General features: G+C 49.5%; 17 protein-coding genes and 3 pseudogenes. 11 read left to right on the top strand and 9 right to left on the bottom strand.

The features are described 5' to 3' along the window. Positions 1 to 2 precede the first annotated feature (2 nt). Together AWR26_RS15415 and AWR26_RS15410 are read left to right on the top strand one after the other, a co-directional pair. Positions 3 to 1,268 (top strand): Y-family DNA polymerase, encoded by a 1,266-nt coding sequence (locus AWR26_RS15415; protein ID WP_064567144.1) that lies wholly within the window; start codon positions 3 to 5, stop codon positions 1,266 to 1,268. 30 nt (positions 1,269 to 1,298) lie between these two features. Next, positions 1,299 to 2,231, top strand: coding sequence for a DUF2971 domain-containing protein (locus AWR26_RS15410; protein ID WP_064567142.1), 933 nt, complete (start codon positions 1,299 to 1,301; stop codon positions 2,229 to 2,231). Positions 2,232 to 2,264: 33 nt separating this feature from the next. Here AWR26_RS15410 and AWR26_RS15405 read toward each other — a convergent pair. Both AWR26_RS15405 and AWR26_RS15400 read right to left on the bottom strand, forming a co-directional pair. Then, positions 2,265 to 2,919, bottom strand: a pseudogene (locus AWR26_RS15405) (SOS response-associated peptidase family protein). Between the two features lie 319 nt (positions 2,920 to 3,238). Next, on the bottom strand, positions 3,239 to 3,805 hold the full coding sequence (locus AWR26_RS15400; RefSeq protein ID WP_064567140.1) for a hypothetical protein: 567 nt from the start codon (positions 3,803 to 3,805) through the stop codon (positions 3,239 to 3,241). 173 nt (positions 3,806 to 3,978) lie between these two features. On the opposite strand from AWR26_RS15400, the pseudogene AWR26_RS15395 reads away from it, so the two are divergent. Then, positions 3,979 to 4,146: pseudogene (locus AWR26_RS15395) on the top strand (NADP-dependent isocitrate dehydrogenase); the annotation flags it as partial. A 238-nt stretch (positions 4,147 to 4,384) separates the two neighbouring features. Here the strand turns inward: AWR26_RS15395 and AWR26_RS15390 are convergent. Then, positions 4,385 to 4,572, bottom strand: a pseudogene (locus AWR26_RS15390) (IS3 family transposase); the annotation flags it as partial. Positions 4,573 to 4,821: 249 nt separating this feature from the next. Here AWR26_RS15390 and AWR26_RS15385 point away from each other — a divergent pair. Beyond that, positions 4,822 to 6,720: a methyl-accepting chemotaxis protein gene (locus AWR26_RS15385; RefSeq protein ID WP_064567138.1), complete on the top strand. Its 1,899-nt coding sequence runs from the start codon at positions 4,822 to 4,824 to the stop codon at positions 6,718 to 6,720. 143 nt (positions 6,721 to 6,863) lie between these two features. Here AWR26_RS15385 and AWR26_RS15380 read toward each other — a convergent pair whose 3' ends face one another. Both AWR26_RS15380 and uspF read right to left on the bottom strand, forming a co-directional pair. Next, a complete protein-coding gene (locus tag AWR26_RS15380) occupies positions 6,864 to 8,432 on the bottom strand; it encodes an EAL domain-containing protein (protein WP_244256192.1) in 1,569 nt (522 codons plus the stop codon). 471 nt (positions 8,433 to 8,903) lie between these two features. Next, positions 8,904 to 9,338 carry a universal stress protein UspF gene (gene uspF / locus AWR26_RS15375; protein ID WP_064567136.1) on the bottom strand — a complete coding sequence of 145 codons (435 nt, stop codon included), beginning with the start codon at positions 9,336 to 9,338 and terminating at the stop codon, positions 8,904 to 8,906. A 796-nt stretch (positions 9,339 to 10,134) separates the two neighbouring features. On the opposite strand from uspF, the gene AWR26_RS15370 reads away from it, so the two are divergent. Then, positions 10,135 to 10,650 (top strand): anti-virulence regulator CigR family protein, encoded by a 516-nt coding sequence (locus AWR26_RS15370; RefSeq protein WP_064567132.1) that lies wholly within the window; start codon positions 10,135 to 10,137, stop codon positions 10,648 to 10,650. A gap of 69 nt (positions 10,651 to 10,719) precedes the next feature. Continuing rightward, the gene (locus AWR26_RS15365; protein WP_208631300.1) at positions 10,720 to 10,872 is read left to right on the top strand and encodes a hypothetical protein; all 153 of its coding nucleotides are present in this window, start codon (positions 10,720 to 10,722) and stop codon (positions 10,870 to 10,872) included. 214 nt (positions 10,873 to 11,086) lie between these two features. Here AWR26_RS15365 and AWR26_RS15360 read toward each other — a convergent pair whose 3' ends face one another. The 4 genes from AWR26_RS15360 to AWR26_RS15345 form a co-directional block, all read right to left on the bottom strand. Continuing rightward, positions 11,087 to 11,470, bottom strand: coding sequence for a RidA family protein (locus AWR26_RS15360; protein WP_064567130.1), 384 nt, complete (start codon positions 11,468 to 11,470; stop codon positions 11,087 to 11,089). A gap of 25 nt (positions 11,471 to 11,495) precedes the next feature. Continuing rightward, a complete protein-coding gene (locus AWR26_RS15355; protein ID WP_064567128.1) occupies positions 11,496 to 12,299 on the bottom strand; it encodes a pyrroline-5-carboxylate reductase family protein in 804 nt (267 codons plus the stop codon). Positions 12,300 to 12,301: 2 nt separating this feature from the next. Continuing rightward, positions 12,302 to 13,480, bottom strand: coding sequence for a M20 aminoacylase family protein (locus AWR26_RS15350; RefSeq protein ID WP_064567126.1), 1,179 nt, complete (start codon positions 13,478 to 13,480; stop codon positions 12,302 to 12,304). 122 nt (positions 13,481 to 13,602) lie between these two features. Next, on the bottom strand, positions 13,603 to 14,304 hold the full coding sequence (locus AWR26_RS15345) for a GntR family transcriptional regulator (protein ID WP_064567124.1): 702 nt from the start codon (positions 14,302 to 14,304) through the stop codon (positions 13,603 to 13,605). A 547-nt stretch (positions 14,305 to 14,851) separates the two neighbouring features. On the opposite strand from AWR26_RS15345, the gene AWR26_RS15340 reads away from it, so the two are divergent. The 5 genes from AWR26_RS15340 to AWR26_RS15320 are packed head-to-tail and all read left to right on the top strand — an operon-like array spanning position 14,852 to position 19,293. Then, on the top strand, positions 14,852 to 15,979 hold the full coding sequence (locus tag AWR26_RS15340; protein ID WP_064567122.1) for an ABC transporter substrate-binding protein: 1,128 nt from the start codon (positions 14,852 to 14,854) through the stop codon (positions 15,977 to 15,979). Between the two features lie 48 nt (positions 15,980 to 16,027). Further along, positions 16,028 to 16,921: a branched-chain amino acid ABC transporter permease gene (locus AWR26_RS15335; RefSeq protein ID WP_064567120.1), complete on the top strand. Its 894-nt coding sequence runs from the start codon at positions 16,028 to 16,030 to the stop codon at positions 16,919 to 16,921. After that, positions 16,914 to 17,801 carry a branched-chain amino acid ABC transporter permease gene (locus tag AWR26_RS15330; RefSeq protein WP_064567118.1) on the top strand — a complete coding sequence of 296 codons (888 nt, stop codon included), beginning with the start codon at positions 16,914 to 16,916 and terminating at the stop codon, positions 17,799 to 17,801. The genes AWR26_RS15335 and AWR26_RS15330 overlap by 8 nt, the downstream gene beginning before the upstream one ends. After that, positions 17,798 to 18,577: an ABC transporter ATP-binding protein gene (locus AWR26_RS15325; protein ID WP_064567116.1), complete on the top strand. Its 780-nt coding sequence runs from the start codon at positions 17,798 to 17,800 to the stop codon at positions 18,575 to 18,577. The genes AWR26_RS15330 and AWR26_RS15325 overlap by 4 nt, the downstream gene beginning before the upstream one ends. Then, positions 18,574 to 19,293 carry an ABC transporter ATP-binding protein gene (locus AWR26_RS15320; protein WP_007374558.1) on the top strand — a complete coding sequence of 240 codons (720 nt, stop codon included), beginning with the start codon at positions 18,574 to 18,576 and terminating at the stop codon, positions 19,291 to 19,293. Before AWR26_RS15325 ends, AWR26_RS15320 begins: the two co-directional genes overlap by 4 nt. Position 19,294 lies beyond the last annotated feature (1 nt).

The following is a 19,294-nucleotide window of genomic DNA, read 5'->3' as shown; positions in this document are numbered from 1 at the left end:
ATATGTTTGCGCTTTGTGATGTGAACAGCTTCTATGCGTCGTGCGAGACTGTTTTCCGGCCAGATTTGCGGGGGATGCCGGTCGTAGTTTTGTCGAATAACGACGGCTGCGTGATTGCCCGGAGCGCTGAAGCAAAGCCTTTTGTCGTGATGGGCGAGCCTTACTTTAAGCAGAAAGAAGCATTCAGGCGCCACGGCATTGTGGCGTTCAGCAGTAACTACGAACTATACGCGGACATGTCTAACCGGGTGATGACAACGCTGGAAGAGATGAGCCCTCGCGTGGAAATATACTCAATTGATGAAGCCTTTTGTGATCTTACCGGCGTACGGAGTTGCCGCGATTTAACTGACTTTGGTCGTGAGATACGGGCCACAGTGCTGAAGCGTACTCATCTGACTGTCGGCGTTGGCATCGCACAAACCAAAACCCTGGCGAAGCTCGCCAACCACGCGGCAAAAAAGTGGCAGCGACAGACTGGTGGCGTGCTCGATTTGTCGAACCAGGCGCGCCAGCGAAAGCTGATGGCAGTGCTTCCGGTTGAAGACGTCTGGGGGATAGGACGTCGTATCTCAAAAAAGCTCGACGCTATGGGTATCAAAACGGCACTGGATTTGGCTGATACTGATATCCGGTTTATCCGTAAGCACTTCAGTGTCGTTCTGGAGAGAACAGTCAGGGAGCTTCGCGGCGAGTCATGCCTCGGGTTTGAGGAGTTCGCACCGGCAAAACAGGAAATTGTCTGCTCCCGTTCGTTTGACGGTCGCATTACCGATTATGAGGATATGCGACAGGCGATATGCAGCTACGCCAGCCGGGCGGCGGAAAAGCTGCGTGGCGAGCATCAGTACTGCCGGTTCATATCTGCTTTCGTTAAAACCAGCCCGTTTGCACCAAATGAGCCTTATTATGGCAACAGTGCCTCTGTAAAACTCCTAACACCCACGCAGGACAGCAGGGATATTATTGGTGCGGCCACGCGCTGTCTGGACCGGATCTGGAAGGATGCCCATCGGTATCAGAAGGCGGGGGTAATGCTGGGCGATTTTTTCAGCCAGGGCGTCGCGCAACTCAATTTGTTTGACGACAACGCACCGCGCGCGAACAGTGAAAAGCTTATGGAAGTTCTGGATCAGCTAAATAAAAAAGACGGCCGAGGCACTTTATACTTTGCCGGGCAGGGCATACAGCAACAGTGGCAAATGAAACGCGATATGCTGTCACCCCGGTATACAACTCGATTTAGTGATTTGCTTACTGTAAAGTAAAAAAACATTTTTACTTTAGGAATGGCTTTGATGGCACATAAACCGGTGCATCTTTATAAATATTTAACCTTCAGCGAAAATACCCTTAATCTTCTCTGTATGCTGCAGGTCTATTATGCAGATCCATCGCAATTCAATGATCCTTTGGATTGTCGACCTATTATTGTTAACGACTTGGAATTAGCGGATTTAAGAGAGGTTTACTCGAAATTAATTTTAAGGAAAGCTGAAAAGCAGTTTACTCGCAGTTTGCGCAAGTTGAAATTCCCAAAGGAAAAAACAGCGCAAAGAGCTTATCTTCTTGCAAACAGTGAGGTTGAACAAGCGCTCTCTGACTTTGAGTATTCAGCGACTGAGTTTGAAACGAAACAGCGAAGTGATTACTTGGAGAAACGCTATAGAGGGGTGATCCAAGATGAAATAGTTAACACCTTTAAAAAAGGTGTGCTCTGCCTTAGCCGAAAATTTGATAGTCCATTAATGTGGTCTCATTATGCCAATCAACATAAAGGGCTTTGTATTGAATATGATATGAGATCAGTAAAAGACGAACATGTACAAGAGGTTATCTATGGTGGCTCCAGGGAGATTTTAACAAGCGAAATCAACGAATGGCTCGATAATCCTGAGAATGATACAAGAATAAAACAGGTTTGCCTGTTAACAAAATCTGGGGAGTGGCGATATGAATCGGAATGGAGAATTTTTGGCCCAATAGGCCTTGGAAATTCATTGCCGCCTATCAAATCTGTAATATTTGGATTTAAATGTCCCGACGTTACTATTTATACGGTCATGAGAGCTATGATGTCAGATAATCGTAAGCTGAAGTTTTGGAAAATGGCTAATGAAGGTGTGGGTTTTGAATTGAAAAGGAAGTTAATTTATCCAGGGGACTATTTCAGCAATATGCCATATATATATTCAGATAGTGAAATAGATACAGCGTTGAGTGACCTATAATGCGAACCGCAAAAACATTTTATCAAGGTGCTATTAATTTTTTCCTTGATATATAGTATTTCCCATGGCACGCGACACAGCGTGCCAGATGAACTTCTCTGTCGGCACAGTACTGTCCGCAGCCATCTTCACAACAACCTTTCCGCCAATATCCTGTCTCATCCGTTCACGCGCCGCTTCAGGAGTTAACACGAGGGACCCCGAGCATGAATATCTACCAGACCTTTATCTGCCGCAGCCGTAACAATCAAAAATCCTTCCGCCTCATCACCTCGTTCGAAGGGTATGCTTCCGATCGCCGCCATGAAAATCGGCTGTCCGTCGACGCGGTGGATGAAATAAGGTCGTTTTTTGTCCCTCCTTCTTCCATTCAAACCAACCCTCAGCGAAACAAATTGCTCGCCCATGTTGCCATAGAGGTTTGAACATTCTGCTGGTAGCCGCAGTTTCTACCCGTGCATTAATCAGTGGCGGTTTATCCCACCATCCCGGTGCATATGACCAGATTACCGGATCGAGGTGTAAAAGATGATCGCGCTCGCTGAGTATCAGAACTTTTGTTCCCGGAGCCACGTTATAGCATCCAATGGGTTTTGGAGCATATGGAAGGAATATCACGTTCGGCTTCATCGGCCAGGTAAGCCAGATATTCTTCACGGGTTTGAGCTTGTGCAAAACGTCCACACATAGACACCTCCAGCACTGTAATGCTGAAAGTATAGGGCAGGGGGGAAAACTGGTGCGCACCCTTAAGTACTACGTTTTATAAGGGAATTTGATTTAACATTACACGGAAATTTAAGTAAAGGAACGGTCAGCGATTCTGGTAAGTATCTCTCAAAAAAACGCACCGAACAGACAGGGGTTTTACCTTCATTTTACCTTTGTTTTACCTTGGGCAAATCGCAGGCATAAAAAAACCAACCGCAATGGGTTGGTTTGTTTGGGATTTTTGGTCGGTACGAGAGGATTTGAACCTCCGACCCCTGACACCCCATGTCGGATGTTCAAATTTCTTCTAACTTGTCTATCAGAGCAATTGTAGAGTCCGCAAAGTTTTTTGCAGCGTCTTGGGAAATTTCGAAATTATGCTTATGTGCAGCCATGTTACGCAAATTGCGTAAGTTATCGTGTAAAGCTGCAAAATCTACATCAACCAAGCCAGTTTTATAAAGCAAGCGCATAAGAGTAGCTCCATGCATTGTCTCAAGGCGAATGAGGTGTGAATGAGAAGGTAACTCAATTGTACCGTCATCAACCTTTCGTCTCACTGCATTACGCAATGAGTCTTCAAGTTTCATATAGGATTTCATGACAGTTTCATAAGGGCTTAAGAAAACAAAATCCTTGTAACGCTCTGAGTTGTCTTTTTCTTTACCTGAAATATTCTCAGCCTCCCCAGCAGCTTCTGCAGCTTGCTCTTCAAACATCATCTCAAACTTATCATATTTTATTGATTTTATTGTTCTAATAAGTTTGAAAAGGTCATTTCTTCCGTAATAGAGAACACTAGCTAAAAGAACAGGCCAGGCTAGTGACTTGATTACTGATGATAAGAATGTCAAAAAATCCATTGTCTTTGCTTTTTTCGAAGTAGATATAGTGTGTATGTTACAAAAGCGTTCCCCAAAACGAAAGTAAATCATTTGTATATCAGCACGTTAGATCTTGTGATACAGCGTTAAAAAGATGTTTGGTTATTGAAAAATTCGACACAATAACAAGACCTTATGCTATTTTTATAAGTGTACTGCTGCGCCACATGGGCTGGGTTGAAGCGGCTGACCTGATCGTCAAAGGCATGAGCGGCGCGATTAACGCCAAAACCGTGACCTACGATTTCGAACGTCTGATGGAAGGCGCTAAGCTGCTGAAATGCTCAGAGTTTGGTGACGCGATTATCGCGAACATGTAATCCGCATTGCGGGTTAAACAAGAACGGGAGCCTGAGGGTTCCCGTTTTTTTATTATTAGATCCCGAACGGTTATCAAAATAATTTATCAAAACCCTTAGAGATTCCTTCACTATTTATTGAATACAATCCTTTTTAAATTATTTGAGCTAACAATTGTGACCGTACAGCTTGAGTAGGGAACAATTGACCTTTCCCCAGAATTAGATACAACCGTCAGCGGAAGCTACTCAGTTGCCAGCCCCTGCGACGCCGTCTGTGTTTTACACCCAGGCCGTTAAAATGATAAAGGTGGTACACGCGTTGGTGATTAACATGCAGACCTTCACGACGCAGCAACTGCCATATACGGCGGTAATCGAAACGCCTGCGTGCACGGTGGCCTGCGCATCAACAGCCGGACGCAGTGCTTCATAGCGCCAGGTCGATTTGATGAAAATGATATTGATATCATCAACGTAAATTCATCCACGAGAAATAACTCATTACGACGATATTATCTTTTATAGAAACAATGCGTGGCACTTAAAAAATATGAAAGGCAGAGCTTTTTTTCTAAAACGTCATTTTGCCATTATGGCATGTGCTTTTATATGAAACCGTGCATAAATTAAATTAAAGAATTCCAAATAAATGTCGTTATTACATCTAATACAACCAGATCGAGTGCTGCAATTATGACATGGAAAAATACCCAGGGCCGAATAGGCCTGTTACTTATAAGCTTTTTCGTTATCTTATTGATAGTAACCTATATTGTTATCAAGCAATTCGTCTCCCCGCAGATTATTGAGACTGAGACTAAAAATATTCAGGCGACAGTTGAATTACAAAGTAACGCGATTAAAGAGCAGATGAACCGCGTTAAGGCTCAGCAACGCTCAATCACTGAACTGGTTGTCGGGCTGCAAAGCCAGCAAATCGACGAGTTATTACCGCGTCTGGTTAACCAATATGGCGATTTAAACGTATTCGGCGGTGGGATTTGGCCTCTGCCTGCTCAGCGCGATCCGGCTCGGGACAAATTCAGTACCTTCTATGCCCGTGACGGAGGCGGTAATCTGCAGGTCAACACCGTATGGAACCAGCCGGAATCAGCAAAATACTGGGAACAACCCTGGTATAAAGACGGCATGAATGCGCCGAAAGGCGAGTGTGCGTGGGCGAAAGCCTATCAGGATGCGGCCAGCCCGCAGCCGCGAACTAACTGTGCTATGGCGATCTGGAAAGACGGCAAAGCCTGGGGCGTGGCGACCATCGACGTGACGCTGGGCTTCTTTAACCAGTTGGCTGTCGATATGGGCAAAGCGGTAAACGGCAGCGTACTGATTGTAGAAGCGGACGGCAAAATCGTCGGTAACGGCTCTTCCGTACAGGATAAACCCGCGCTCTCAAATGTCCGCGATCTCGGTATTCCGGCGGCGGCACCGTTAATTAGCCTGCTGGGCCAGGATAAAAAAACGGAAGTGCGCGGAAGCTATGAAGGTGAAGATGGCGCGCATTCACTGTTCGTTCTGCCCATTAGCGGCAGCCCGTGGTTCATGGCGGTTGATATTCCGAGCAGCCACCTGGTGAGTATGTCTGACGCTATTATGACCAAGCTCACCATCGTACAGGCGATTATCGGAATACTTATCGTCTTTATCATGATGATCATTGTGCGCAATATTTTCCATAATGTGACGTTGCTCAATCGTAATATTGAAGCGCTATCCAGCGGCGGTGCGGATTTAACGCAGCGTCTTGCGCAAAGTAAAAGCCCGGAATTTAACGCCATTATCAACAACTTCAATAAGTTTATTTCGTTCCTTAATGAGCTGATGCAACAGGTAGGAAATAGCTCGATGGCGATATCTTCGGCTTCGCGCCAGATTGCCAGCGGTAACCTGAACCTCTCCTCACGCACCGAAGATCAATCGGCCTCGATTGTGGAAACGGCAGCTTCGATGGAAGAGCTGACCAGCACCGTGCGCCTTAACGCAGAGAACGCGTTGCAGGCGAACAAGCTGGCGGAAGAGGCTTCGGCGGCGGCGAAACAAGGGGCCAGTGTGGTTAATAAAGTCGTCTCTACGATGAATAACATCAATGACTCCTCCTCAAAAGTGGTGGAAATTATCAGTGTGATTGACGGCATCGCCTTCCAGACCAACATTCTGGCGCTTAACGCCGCTGTGGAGGCAGCAAGGGCGGGTGAGCATGGTCGTGGGTTCGCTGTGGTGGCCGGTGAAGTTCGTTCACTGGCGCAGCGCAGTGCCCGCTCAGCGCAGGAGATCAAAAAGCTGATTGAAGAGTCGGTGAGCAGCATTGAGCAGGGCAGCGGACTGGTTCGTCAGGCGGGTACAACGATGGACGGCCTGATGGAAAAAGTTGAAAGCGTGGGTGTGCTGATCTCGGAAATCAGCTCTTCCAGCGATGAACAAAGTCGCGGGATTGCCCAGATCAACATCGCCATCAACCAGCTCGATAGCGCAACGCAGCAGAATGCGGCACTGGTGGAAGAGGTGGCGGCGGCCGCGCAGTCCATGGAAGAACAAACCGTCCAGCTCGAAAACGTGGTTGGCAGCTTCAAGCTCTGACAGACAAAATAGCCGACTCTGCAGAGTCGGCTTTCTTATATCTTGCGTCCGTCACTTATCCTTTCCGTCAATGCCCGCTTCGCATTTCCCTTGTTGTAAAAATCCATTCGCACTTCGGTATTTTTACTAAACTGAATCGCCCTCTAACCCGGGAGGACAGCACGGAGTTCGCTTAAAGGAACGGCTTTTGCGAAATACCATCCCTGTGCACAGCACTCAGGTACATTTTCTTTAAGGAACTGATACTGCATTTCAGTTTCCACGCCTTCGAAAACCACTATTTTAGGAATTTTTTTAAACATTTCTATCAAACCAGGAAGAATATGTTTATTGATGGATTCAGTCCCTATCGAGTCCGTTAATGATTTATCAATTTTAATTTCATCCACGTCAAGCAATGAAAGCCAGTTCAGATTTGAATAACCAGTTCCGAAATCGTCAAGTGCAAACATGACACCGGTATCCTTAAAAAAATCCATCGCTTGCTTGATATCATCTGTTCCGGAGCTTTGCCTTTCCGTAATTTCAAGGATAATAGACTCCCCTGCGACATTTTCTTTTTTTAACGTACTCAGCAGTTTCTCACGGAATTCTGCAGAACAGATATCAGAACAATTAACGTTGATGCTTAAAGTGATATTGTTGTTCAGCAATAGTGGTGCGCACTCCCTGATGGCATGCTCAACCACATACTGGCTAATCTTGTTGATTAAGCCATTTTTTTCCGCAAGCGGGATAAATATATCAGGGCCGATATATCCTATTTGCGGATCCGTCCAGCGTAACAGCACCTCCACTCCGGTTATTCCCCGGTCTTTAACTCTGTATATGGGTTGATAGACGAAATGTAACTCCCGGTTTAAAATTGCATTTTCCAGTCGCGTAAGTAATGACTGTTTATGGGATAAGTTATTAATATACAGGGTGCCAATCAAAAAGCCGATAATAAAGGAGAGACTAAATAAAAATACCAGAATATAACTATTGTTTTTAAAGAAGAGCGAGAGTGAGGTTCCGACAATAACACAAATATCATTCGCACGGTCGCAGGAGTGCTCAGTAAAGTACAACAAAGAATGAGTTTTGTTATGCTCTATCGACTCCAGTAATTGCGTATTTTTCCCGATCATGAAAAAATGATTTTCATGTTTAAAATCACCGATGATGGCATCAAAATCCATTTTATTGGCTTCCTCCCAGAAACGCTGGAAGACAAAAGGAGAGAGCGTTATGGCGAAGTTATTAGTGTAAAGAACATTTGCGGTAATGTTCTCTTCTATAAAGGCATCAAATACCCAAGTATAGCTCCCGCGATTAACCTTATTTCTGAATAAATTTAAAGAAACAGGTGAATTCAATTTTCCCCAAAGGGCCGAACAGATAATTTTCTCATCATCAACATAGGCGATATCTTTAATCAGGGGGTAGGGCCAGAGCCGTTTTCGCAATACATCCAGGTACTGGCTACTGCATGGCTCATAGACTGCAAACTCCTGCCGAAGCCCGTCAATCTGTTTTACCTCCGCGATCAAAGTGTCACTGCGCGCCAGAATTAAATCAGCATAATTTTCAATTTTTTCATGGATATAGTAATAATATATCCCGAGTCCTGCGCCGTACAGGACGCCGAAGGTTAACACTATTGAAAGTGAGTAGATACTGATCCTGTGGTGGATAATTTTCAATATTTGCAGTGGCATTGTTGACAGCATCCCCCTGTCATTATGGTTATTCGGCGCGAACGTTTTGTATAGTCTCGACCATACTCCAGCCATCGCATTGCGACATGAGAGGTAAAAGCAGTTTTCGTGGTTATCGGCCGCACGGCTCGAGACTTTATCAGTAATGTCTATCCTCTTTCTCTTGCGGCGTTACCCGTGACCCTTACCCGAGCAGGATTCAGTCATAATCAGGAATAACGGCTTCAGTCTGGCTGCATATGCTGGCAACCGGCATACTTCACCGCAAATTCTGACGGGCCATCCTGTCCTGCGCAGAATGGAGGTATAGCGTATGCATCGATCTTACAGCGCATTGCAAGGTTGCAAGCTTACGACAGCCCGGACAGGGGGGTTATAAAGCTGGCTGTGTATTCCACCTGTGCAGGTTCTTCTGCACCTCAGGAGAAGGCAGGAAACGCCTGTCTTCTCCGGGTTCCCTTTTTCTGGCTCGTCCGTGACATGTTACCGGACAACCAGAACAGGACATTTGGCGTGTCTTACCACTGCTGCCGCGTTTGAACCTAACAGATAGGTAGAGATGTCCGGCCGATGGGAGGCAATGATGATTAAATCCGCATTAATCGAATCGGCCAGCTTGAGGATTTGATCCTTTGGTGATCCGGTCACAGCATGGGTCTGGACCTTTTCCGGCGGTAGTTTGAATTCCTTAGCAAGCTCATCCAGTTTTTCTAACGCCGCCTGCTGGATTTCTTTTATTTTCGGCATTTCAACCGAATAGGCCAGACCCAACGTTGAATAATAGGGTAACGAGGGTATAACCGTGAGAAAATGCACTTTGGCGGTATTCATCACCGCGTGTGCCTGCACAAAGGGTATGACCTGGTGAGTCAGGTCGGTTTCAGAAATATCGATGGGAACCAGAATAGAGTTATACATGTTAGATCTCCTGTCTGATTTTGTTTAGCTCAGAATAGTCTCCCTGCAATTAAAAAATGTGTAGCTGCTGTCAAATTTGAATTCCATTTTAGTTGGCCTGCTCCCTGTGGATTAATACAGCCCGGTGTTTGCTAAGACGGAGTGCAACATAACGGCCACTTCTACAACAGGCCTGACTTGCTTCGATCAAAGCTCTTGTCTTTTAGCGTAAGAGAGTGTGGCCATCTGGCTATCCTGACAAAACTCTCCCTAAGTACGGAAGATATCGGTTAACAGGAAATCAAGGTGTTGCGGTTCTCAATGCCATGCTATCAGTGCCACTTAATTTGCTGGATTTCGAGGATTGCATCCTGTCCCGCATGCTCACAAAGGAGCCGAGCAATGCAACTCTTCCGGAGATTATTGGAACGGCAACGGCGCTCAACGCGGGTGCTGCCATTCATGGTTGCAGCAAGTATGGGCCGACTCAACGGCTTGTTAGCAGCGTTGAGGGATTGATTTTGCAATAGCATTTTTACTTACAGTCTCAAATATAACAGGGAACCTGATGATTCCCGTTTTTATTGCCTGGAAATAATTAGCAGGCTGATGATAATTAGCTTCACGGATATTTTCTATATTGCTTTGCAATAACCTTTTGGTTTTTTCTCATTGCTGATTATAAATCTTAATGTTTTATTAATATTTCTTGTGTAGCGGGAGAAATGCAGCTTAAAAATAAGAATTAATGAGATTGCTGAAGCGGGGTGCACTTAATACTCTTATAAAGTGTACTCACGTAGAAGGTATAAAAATCATGTTTAAGCGTCGCACTTTTAATACTGCTCTTGCGGCGGTGATTTCACTCTCTTTACTCGCGGCTCCTGCTTTTGCTAATCCGGGTAACGGAAATGGCAATGGTAACGGCAATGGTAACGGCAATGGTAACAGCAGTGGTAATCATGGTAATAACGGCAATAAAGGCAACAGCGGTAACCGAGGGAACAGCAGCGCCGCAGCCGATCAGGGGAATCGTAAAAACTACGGGAAACCGGATCACGTGGAATCGGATATTAGTGTCTCCCGCGCCCGTTCTCTGGCGATCAACTATGGCTTAACGGGTTACCAGTCGCTTCCTCCTGGCATTGCTAAAAACCTTGCTCGCGGCAAGCCTTTACCTCCGGGCATTGCTAAAAAAGCCGTACCCGCATCAATGCTGGGTCAGTTGCCTTATTATCCCGGCTATGAATGGCGTATTGTCGGTAACGACCTGGTGCTGGTCGCGCTGAGTACAGCCATTGTTACCGCCATCATCAATGGTGTGTTTGATTAATCCTCATCTCTTTTTAATCAACGCCTCGCATCTGCGGGGCGTTTTATTTTCAGACCAGGATGATCTGAGTTGCCATTAAATAAAATCACTCAAAGAAAAACCTCAGGAGAGGTTATTTTGTTGGGCCATATTCAGTGGGATCTTGCTGGTTCAGCGATGAATATTAGTGGCGAGTTGATCGCTTTGCCAGGGCGACGTTTTGTTGAGTTGCCGAAGTATTAAACTTTTTGGGATGTTTATTCACAGCGTAATTTTACTTAAGTCGAAATAGTGAAGATTTGCTGGCGAGCATAGTGTAGTGGAGAGTGAGAAGCGTGGGGGGCGGGTGTTTGGCCTCTGAAGAGGTCAGGGCAGCAAGGCGATTTGGGCAGACCACATCAGTGAAAACAGACATGTCCACACAAGGCGAGCGGCCCTGAATCTTGCACTGATGTGATTAGCGGCGTACTGCCATGGCCTCAATTTCCACACCGGCATCTTTTGGCAGGCGTGCCACTTCCACGCAGGAACGCGCCGGGAAAGCGGCGTCATGTTCGCGGAAAAAGGCTTCATATACCGCGTTCACCTGCGAAAAATGATTAAGGTCTTTGACAAAAATGGTGGTTTTAACAATATCCGCCACCTGCAGGCCACTTGCCTCGATAATGGCCTGCACATTTTCCAGCGACTGCCGGGTTTGCTGCGCAATGTCTGTCGCCATCTCGCCCGTCGTCGGGTTTAACGGGATCTGCCCGGAAGTGAACACCAGGGAGCCTGAATCTACCCCCTGAACATAAGGCCCAATAGCGGCAGGCGCCTGGGACGTTGAAATTGCTGACATAGACCAACCTTATTAAAAAGTAGTGTTATTTTTGACCGGAAAGCTCCGTCGTACGACGTACCGCAGCCAGAACGCTGCTTTGCAGGCCAGCGGCGAAATCACTTTTATTCAACTCATACAAACCATTAATGCCGACACCCGCCGGAGAGTTATTAATATCCATCAGTTGGCGCGGATGGCGTCCGGTTAACTTAAGCATTTCAACCGCGCCGACCAGGTTTTCCCACACCACCTGCGTGGACTGCGTGCGGGTTAACCCGGCAAGAACTCCGGCATCAGCCAGTGCTTCGACAAAGTAATAGACATAGTTGACGCCAGCGACAGCAAAACCGGTGAAAACGTCAATCAGCCGCTCCTCCAGTACCATCACCTTGCCGAAACTTTCGAGGAACGGCATGACGGACGCGCTGTTGACATAAGCATTAAACGCCACGCCGCTGTAGCCCAGCCCGGTATCCGTCAGCGTATTCGGGATGATCCGCGTAATCGGACGCGACTCGCCCAGCATTTCAGACAGTTGAGCCAGCGTTACGCCAGCAATAATAGAAATAACTGACGCCTGCGGCGCTGCATGCTGCTTAATCAGTTGTGCGACACCGGCAATATCATCCTGCGGACGAACCCCGATCACGATGTGATCCGCTGCGGCCAGCGCGTCGGGCAAATCCTGTGTATTGCTCAACTGATAGCGCGTTTTCAGCGTTTCAATTCGCGCTGGATCAATGTCCGATAAGCTGACCTTGTCCGGGTTTAATGCGCCGCGTTTTAAGGCGGCGCGCAGGATTGCTTCGGTCATTTGACCGGCACCAATAAAGTGGATATGGCTCATAATTAATCCTCGGATGTAACAGAAACAGGGCCCAATGACCTCTCCACCAGCGATACCCAAAGACCGATGCCAGGCGCGATAAGTTGGTCATTAAAATCGTAATGCGGGTTATGTAATGCTGCGCCCGGCGTTGGGCCATCGGCCCCCAGCCACAGATAAGCGCCCGGACAGGCTTCCAGAAAATAGGCGAAATCTTCTGCCGCCATGGATGGCGATAACTGGGTATGGACCTGCGTGATACCGGGGACATGGCGTGCGGCATCCGCCAGAATTTTTGCCTGTTGCGCATGGTTGACAGTTACCGGGTAACCGTATTCCCAACGAATGCTGCCACTGACGCCAAACGGTCGGGCGAGTTGTTCGACATACTCCGCCATCAGAGTCTGACAGCGCGTTCTGGCGGCCTGGCTCAGGCAACGCAATGTGCCGGATAAGTGCATTGTCTGCGGAACGACATTTATCGCTTCTCCGGCCTGCAGTTGCGTCACGCTGATCACGGCGCTGTCCAGTGGAGAGAGGCGCCGCGTGGTGATCGTTTGCAATGCGGTAATCAGGTGCGCACCGGCCAGCACCGGATCGGCACCTTTTTCCGGCATCGCCGCATGGCATCCCACGCCAGTCAGCGTGATAAAAAAGTTGTCCTGCGAAGCCATCATTGGGCCTGCGCTCACGGCCACTTCGCCCACCGGCAGCCCTGGCCAGTTGTGCAGCGCATAGACCGCAGAAACGGGAAAGCGCGTAAAGATCCCTTCTTCCACCATCAAACGCCCGCCGCCGGCATTCTCTTCCGCAGGCTGAAAAATAAAGTACACCGTACCGTGGAATGCTCTGGTCTGGCTGAGATAGCGCGCCGCACCCAGCAGAATGGCGGTATGCCCGTCATGTCCACAGGCGTGCATCGTGCCTGGCGAGGTTGAGCACCAGTCAACAACGTTGTTTTCCTGGATGGGTAAGGCATCAATATCAGCGCGAAGGGCTATTGCCGGCCCCTCGCCATTGCGCAGAACACCCATCACGCCAGTGCCTGCAATACCGGTATGCACTTCAAGATCAAATTCGCGCAGCAGGCTGCTGATTTTCGCGGACGTATGAAACTCTTGTAAGCCAATCTCCGGACGCGCGTGGATCTCACGTCGCCAGATAATCGCCTGATGAATAATCTCTTCGGGAATGGAGCGCATATTTCCTCTGCATTTTCCCGGCGCAATGCCGCAGCATGGCGCAGTGAATGGATTACCGGAACGCGTAATGCCCTCTGGTAGCTGATTCAATTATCGTAGTGGCGCTAACGAAAAAGAGCGGCTCAGGGCTTGCCAAAATAGATCCTCGCAAGCCCCTCTTTTGTCACTTCAACTGCGTGCTCGGCGCTCAATGAAATATGTTGCTCAATCAGCACCACGCCTTTTTCTATATTCCGCTGACGTAAAGCCGCAATAATTTCGACATGCTCGTCATAAGCATTGTTCCTGCGCACGGGGGTTTCGAGATCGATGCGCCGGAAAAAACGGCTTAGCGAATTCAGGCTATCAAGCATTTCATAGAGCCGGCTGTTATGGGAAATACGGGCTATTTCCATGTGGAAACGCTCATCGATTTCCGCGATCTTCGCCCAGTCCTGTTCGGTTTGCGCCGGGCGATGCTGGCTCACTTCCTCCCAGATAGCCGTGGTTGCAGCGATCTCTTCATCGGTTGCCCGCAGGCAGGCGAAACGAAAGGTGGACTGCTCTATCACCATTCGCACTTCATACAGCTCGCGGACACCTTCCGGCGTCAGGTCGCGGGAGTAAAAACCCCGGTTGGGGACAAAGTTCATAAAGCCGTCTTTCGCCAGACGGTTCAGCGCTTCCCGCACCGGGGTACGCGAGACGCCCAGTTGCGCCGCAAGCTCAACTTCATTCACCCGTTCGCCGGGACGAAAGTGGTAATCAATCGCCAGGCCTTTCACTTTCTCGTAGACCTTTTCCACACTGTCAGCGCTACGGGATTTCTTTTTAATAGCAACCACATTATCCCCTTAATTTACCGCACACTCAGCACGAAAATAAAAATGCTGTACAGGTTATTTCACGTAATATTTTTATAGATAGCACAGCGGAAAAAACAACTCAACACAAAAGTGAATACACTTTGTTTTTATTTAAAAGCCTATGATTTATAACTGTTTTTATCTTATTTTTTATCCTGAGTTTTTTCCGCACCATTTTACGGCAGCATTGCACCAAAATGATTCAAAGTGTATTCACTTTTGCACGCAGATGTTTTTATAAATCACGATAAAAAAGAAAAATGAAAGTTTCATGATGCGCTTTTCATTATTTTCGATTCCCTTGTATTTATTCGGGAATTTGCATTTGTCTTACCTGAAATAAGCACTGGATGCCGGGAACGTTCTGCTTCCTGGCATCGTCTTTGCTTAATGCACAAGTGTATGCACTTATATATTCACTTTAGTGCGCGCTTTTTCGGCATTACCAGGCAGGCTTGTGCACGTTTGTACAGGCGACAAAAAACACCGGCCTCAGAAGCCGGCAACAGCAAACCGGAGAACCAACATGAAAAATCGTTTTGGGCAGGGCATGACGCTGTCAACACTGGCAGGTATGACGTTGTTAGGTCTGGCGCACACGGCGCAGGCCGATGTGAACATTGGCGCGATTTTGCCCTTAACCGGCACCAGCGCCAGCATTGGTGAAGATCAGCGTCGTGGTATGGAACTGGCGGTTGAACAGATCAATGCCCATGGCGGCGTTAATGGCCAGCCATTACATGTGATCGTGGAAGATTCCGCCGAAAGCCCGGTAACAGGCCTGAATGCCGTACGTAAGTTAACCCAGGTTAACCATGTCCCTTTAGTGATGGGCAGTTTTTCCTCCAGCGTTACCATTCCAATTGGGCAATATCTGGTGAAGAACAACCTGCTACACATCAATATTTCCGGCACCAGCACCGATATCCGCAAAATCGGCGCGACGTCCTGGAGCGTGATTGGCCTGGATTCCCTTTCCGCGAGCTTCTCGGCACAAGATGTGCGCCAGCTCGGTTACAGCAATGTGGCCTTTATCGCCCCGGATGGCGCGTATGGTCAGGGGATGGCGGAGCAGTTCACCAAAGCGTTTGAAAAAGCGGGTGGCAAAGTGGTTGCCAAAGTGCTCTATACCAGCGGCCAGCCTTCTTACCGCCGCGAGCTGGAGCAAATCTCCCGCGCCCATCCGCAAGCGTATGTCTATACCAGCTACGGCCAGGATGCCATTGTGCTGAACCGCGAGGCCTGGGAGCTGGGTCTGAATAAAACGCCCTGGTATGGCATGTATTTAACCATGGCCATTGAAGGTTCTCCGGCGCAGTACACCAACGGGCAGGTTGGTATGGAAGTGGCGGGTATTGACCAGAAAGCGGCGAGCGGCAACGGCGCAAATTATGCGGAGCTGTACCAGCAAAAATTCCATGAGAAGCCACGATCCGTGTATGGCAGCTATGCCTGGGATAGCGTGATGCTGGCGGCGGCAGCGATTGATAAAGCGCACAGTGCCGATCCGGCAGCCATGATCGCAGCAATGAAAACCGTTGCGCCTGGCTTTACGGGCATTACCGGCACATTAAATCTGGATGCCGATAATCAACGTCAGTCCCAGCCATACCTGAAAGTGAAAGCGTTTAATGGCGTACCGGTTCCCCGGTAACGAGCCGTTTTATTTTGCCAGTTCACGCTACATCATCGGGGAAAAACCATGCTGCAGTTTTTGATTGATACATTAATTCGCACGGCGGATTTGTCGCTGGTCGCGCTGGGATTAAGCCTGGTTTACGGGCTGGTACGGTTCGCCAATATCGCCCATATGCAATATGCCATGGTCGGTTCATTTATGACCGCCGCCGGGCTTCATCTTGGCATGCCGTTGTCGCTGGCCATCGTATTTTCGGCAATAGTCTGCGGCATGCTGTCCATGATGTTGCATCACTGGGTATACCAGCCGCTGCTGAAAAGCGGCACCGCTAACGCCATGATCGGCTCGCTGGCGGTATCGATGGTGCTGATTGCACTGGTTCTCGGGGTTGAGGGATCGGCCCCGGTGAATTATTCCCTGCCCGTGGGCGCGCTCTTACAGGTAGGTGACACCCGCATCTCCTCCGACGAACTCTGGAGCCTTGGCGTCACGATTTCGCTGGTGGTGATGTTCAGCCTGCTGCTGTTTCGCACGCCGCAAGGCCGCGCTATTCGTGCGCTGGCCAGTAACCGGGATCTGGCGGCAGCCTCCGGGTTAAATGCCAGCGCCATTATCCACACCGTCAATCTGGTGGCCGGAATGCTGGCCGCCGTGGGCGGCAGCATGCTGGCGATGAACGCCAGTGCATGGGTTAACCAGGGCAATGATCTGATGTTGCCGGTACTCGCTGCCGCCATTCTTGGCGGTCTGGGAAACCCAATGGGCGCTATTTTTGGCGCGCTCCTCATCGCGACAACCGAAACCCTCGTGACCAACATCGATTGGAGCTGGCTGTTCGGCGGTGACTTATTGTTTATCCCGGTGACCTGGGTGAATGCCTCATCGTTTGTGATCCTGCTGCTGGCGCTGTTGCTGCGTCCTTATGGCCTGTTTAACCGGGAGGTCCGCCGTGTCTGAATTTTTACTGCATATCCTTTGCCTTGCCGGGATCTATGCCATCGTCGCACTTGCCCTGAATTTACAGGCAGGCTACGCCGGTTTGCTGAATTTCGGCCATATCGTGTTTGTCGGAACCGGCGCTTATGCCATTGGTCTGGGAAGCAATTTTGGCTTGCCGCTGTGGCTGGTGATCCCGGCCGGGTTACTGTGCGCCATTGTTATCAGTGCGCTGATGACGCTGCTGGGCCGTCAGCTCACGGCGGATTACTGGGGCATTGCCACGCTGGCGCTGGCTGAAATCATCCGTATTGCGGTGGTCAATGAAGACCATCTGACAGGCGGCGCGCAGGGGATTGGCGGGCTGTCCGCGCCCTGGTCAACCGGCGATACCGTCACCGATACGCGTATCTTCGCGGTCATTATCCTGCTCAGCGTCATTATCGCTACGCTCGCCAGCCTGCGGATCGGCGCCAGCCGGTTTGGCCGGGCGCTGCGCCTGATGCGCGAGCAACCTCAATTAGCGATCTGCATGGGTTATGCGCTGCCGTGGCTGAAATGCCGGGCGTTAATGAGCAGCGCGGTGATGTGCTGTCTGGCTGGCATGTTACTGGCCTGGTATACCGATTATGTCAGCCCGGATTATTTGCTCTCTTCGGAAACCTTTCTTATCTGGAGCATGGTGATGATCGGCGGTATTGGCAATGTGCGCGGCGTGCTGCTGGGCGTGTTGCTGGTGGAAGGGCTGTATAACTTTATCCCCTTCGCAAAAGATTATTTTCACATTAGCTCAGACCTGACTGGCGCTCTGCGCCTGGGGTTGGTGGGTCTGGCTTTATTACTCTGTCTGCTCACCCGCCCGGGCGGCCTGTTACCGGAAAAATTAAGGACTTTATCATGAGCCGTTTGCTTGAAGTGGCTGATGTCAGCAAAGCCTTTGGCGGCAACCAGGTACTGACATCCGTATCATTTACGCTGGAGAAGGGCGAAATTCTTGGCCTGCTGGGGCCGAATGGTTCCGGTAAAAGCACGCTGCTTAACACCATTTCCGGGTTTACCCGGCCGGATGGCGGCAGCATCACATTTGATGGGCGTTCCATTGCTTGCCAGCCCAGCCACCGGATCATCCAGGCGGGCATTGCGCGTACCTTCCAGCTACCGGTTATGCCGGAAAAGATGAGCGTGATGGAAGTCGTGATGACGGCGGGCACTCGTCAGCACGGGTTATTCAATGGTCTGCTTGGGCTGCCCTCCGGGCGTAAAGCCGAACAGGAAGACAGAGCCCGCGCCCGCGAATTACTGGATATTTTGTTGTTAACCAAAGTGAAAGACCTGCCTGCGGCGGCGCTTTCCGGCGGACAGAAAAAATTACTGGGCATTGCCTGTGCGTTGATGGGCAAACCGACGCTTCTGATGCTGGATGAGCCTATGGCCGGCGTGCACCCGAAATTACGTCAGGAGCTGGTGGAAACGCTGGTTAACCTCAGCCGTCAGGGCATTTCACTTTTGGTCATCGAGCACGACATGCACTTTATTAACACCTTGTGTCAGCGCTGTATCGTGCTGGATCGCGGGCAGATTGTTGCCAGTTGCCGCCCGGACGAACTGGCGCAGAACCAGCAGGTGCTGGAGGCCTATCTTGGGCACAGCACTGCAACATTGCAGGAGGCCGTATGATTACCCTCGAAAACGTGGTCGCCGGTTATACCCCGGGGATTGATATTCTGCATGGCATTTCATTGCACGTTGAACAGGCGGAAATCGTGACGCTGCTGGGGCCAAATGGCTGCGGCAAATCCACCTTGCTGAAATCGATTGCTGGTTTTGTCTCGCCGCGCGAAGGGCGGGTTGAAATTGATGGTCGGGAAACGGCAAAAATTCCGGTGCACCGCAAAATCCGTGAATGCGCACTCGGGTTTGTCCCGCAACTGGACAATGTCTTCAACAATCTGACCGTGGCAGAAAATCTGCAAACCGGGGGGCAGTTTTTGCCGCCCGGCCAGCGTAAACAGCGGATGGCGCAACTGGCGGAACATTACCCGGTGTTACATAAAAAGTGGCAATCGCCCGCGTCCGCGCTTTCCGGCGGCGAGCGGCAAATCCTCGCGCTGGCCCGCGCACTGATGCCCGAACCGGCGGTACTGCTGCTTGATGAACCCTCGGCCGGGCTGTCACCGAAAATGCTGACGGAAGTGTTTAGCGCCATACAAACCATTCGCCGCCAGGAAAAAGTGACCATTTTGATGGTCGAGCAGAATGCCATGGAAGCTCTGCACATTTCCGACCGGGCTTACGTACTGGCACTGGGGAAAGTGGCGATGGAGGGCAGCGCGCGGGATCTGCTGGACGACCCGCGTATGCGCGAGCTCTATTTTGGCGGTCGTGCTGCCTGAC

This window comes from Kosakonia oryzae (assembly GCF_001658025.2).
Lineage (GTDB): Bacteria > Pseudomonadota > Gammaproteobacteria > Enterobacterales > Enterobacteriaceae > Kosakonia > Kosakonia oryzae.
This window is presented reverse-complemented; position numbering and strand designations above follow the sequence as displayed.

What these genes read in the sequence shown, in the direction of transcription:
- AWR26_RS15340 (WP_064567122.1), top strand. Translation starts at nt 14,852, where the DNA reads ATGAAAAATCGTTTTGGGCAGGGCATGACGCTGTCAACACTGGCAGGT.
- AWR26_RS15335 (WP_064567120.1), top strand. Translation starts at nt 16,028, where the DNA reads ATGCTGCAGTTTTTGATTGATACATTAATTCGCACGGCGGATTTGTCG.
- AWR26_RS15410 (WP_064567142.1), top strand. Translation starts at nt 1,299, where the DNA reads ATGGCACATAAACCGGTGCATCTTTATAAATATTTAACCTTCAGCGAA.
- AWR26_RS15320 (WP_007374558.1), top strand. Translation starts at nt 18,574, where the DNA reads ATGATTACCCTCGAAAACGTGGTCGCCGGTTATACCCCGGGGATTGAT.
- AWR26_RS15400 (WP_064567140.1), bottom strand. Translation starts at nt 3,805, where the DNA reads ATGGATTTTTTGACATTCTTATCATCAGTAATCAAGTCACTAGCCTGG.
- uspF (WP_064567136.1), bottom strand. Translation starts at nt 9,338, where the DNA reads ATGTATAACTCTATTCTGGTTCCCATCGATATTTCTGAAACCGACCTG.
- AWR26_RS15370 (WP_064567132.1), top strand. Translation starts at nt 10,135, where the DNA reads ATGTTTAAGCGTCGCACTTTTAATACTGCTCTTGCGGCGGTGATTTCA.
- AWR26_RS15415 (WP_064567144.1), top strand. Translation starts at nt 3, where the DNA reads ATGTTTGCGCTTTGTGATGTGAACAGCTTCTATGCGTCGTGCGAGACT.
- AWR26_RS15325 (WP_064567116.1), top strand. Translation starts at nt 17,798, where the DNA reads ATGAGCCGTTTGCTTGAAGTGGCTGATGTCAGCAAAGCCTTTGGCGGC.
- AWR26_RS15380 (WP_244256192.1), bottom strand. Translation starts at nt 8,432, where the DNA reads ATGCTGTCAACAATGCCACTGCAAATATTGAAAATTATCCACCACAGG.
- AWR26_RS15360 (WP_064567130.1), bottom strand. Translation starts at nt 11,470, where the DNA reads ATGTCAGCAATTTCAACGTCCCAGGCGCCTGCCGCTATTGGGCCTTAT.
- AWR26_RS15350 (WP_064567126.1), bottom strand. Translation starts at nt 13,480, where the DNA reads ATGCGCTCCATTCCCGAAGAGATTATTCATCAGGCGATTATCTGGCGA.
- AWR26_RS15355 (WP_064567128.1), bottom strand. Translation starts at nt 12,299, where the DNA reads ATGAGCCATATCCACTTTATTGGTGCCGGTCAAATGACCGAAGCAATC.
- AWR26_RS15385 (WP_064567138.1), top strand. Translation starts at nt 4,822, where the DNA reads ATGACATGGAAAAATACCCAGGGCCGAATAGGCCTGTTACTTATAAGC.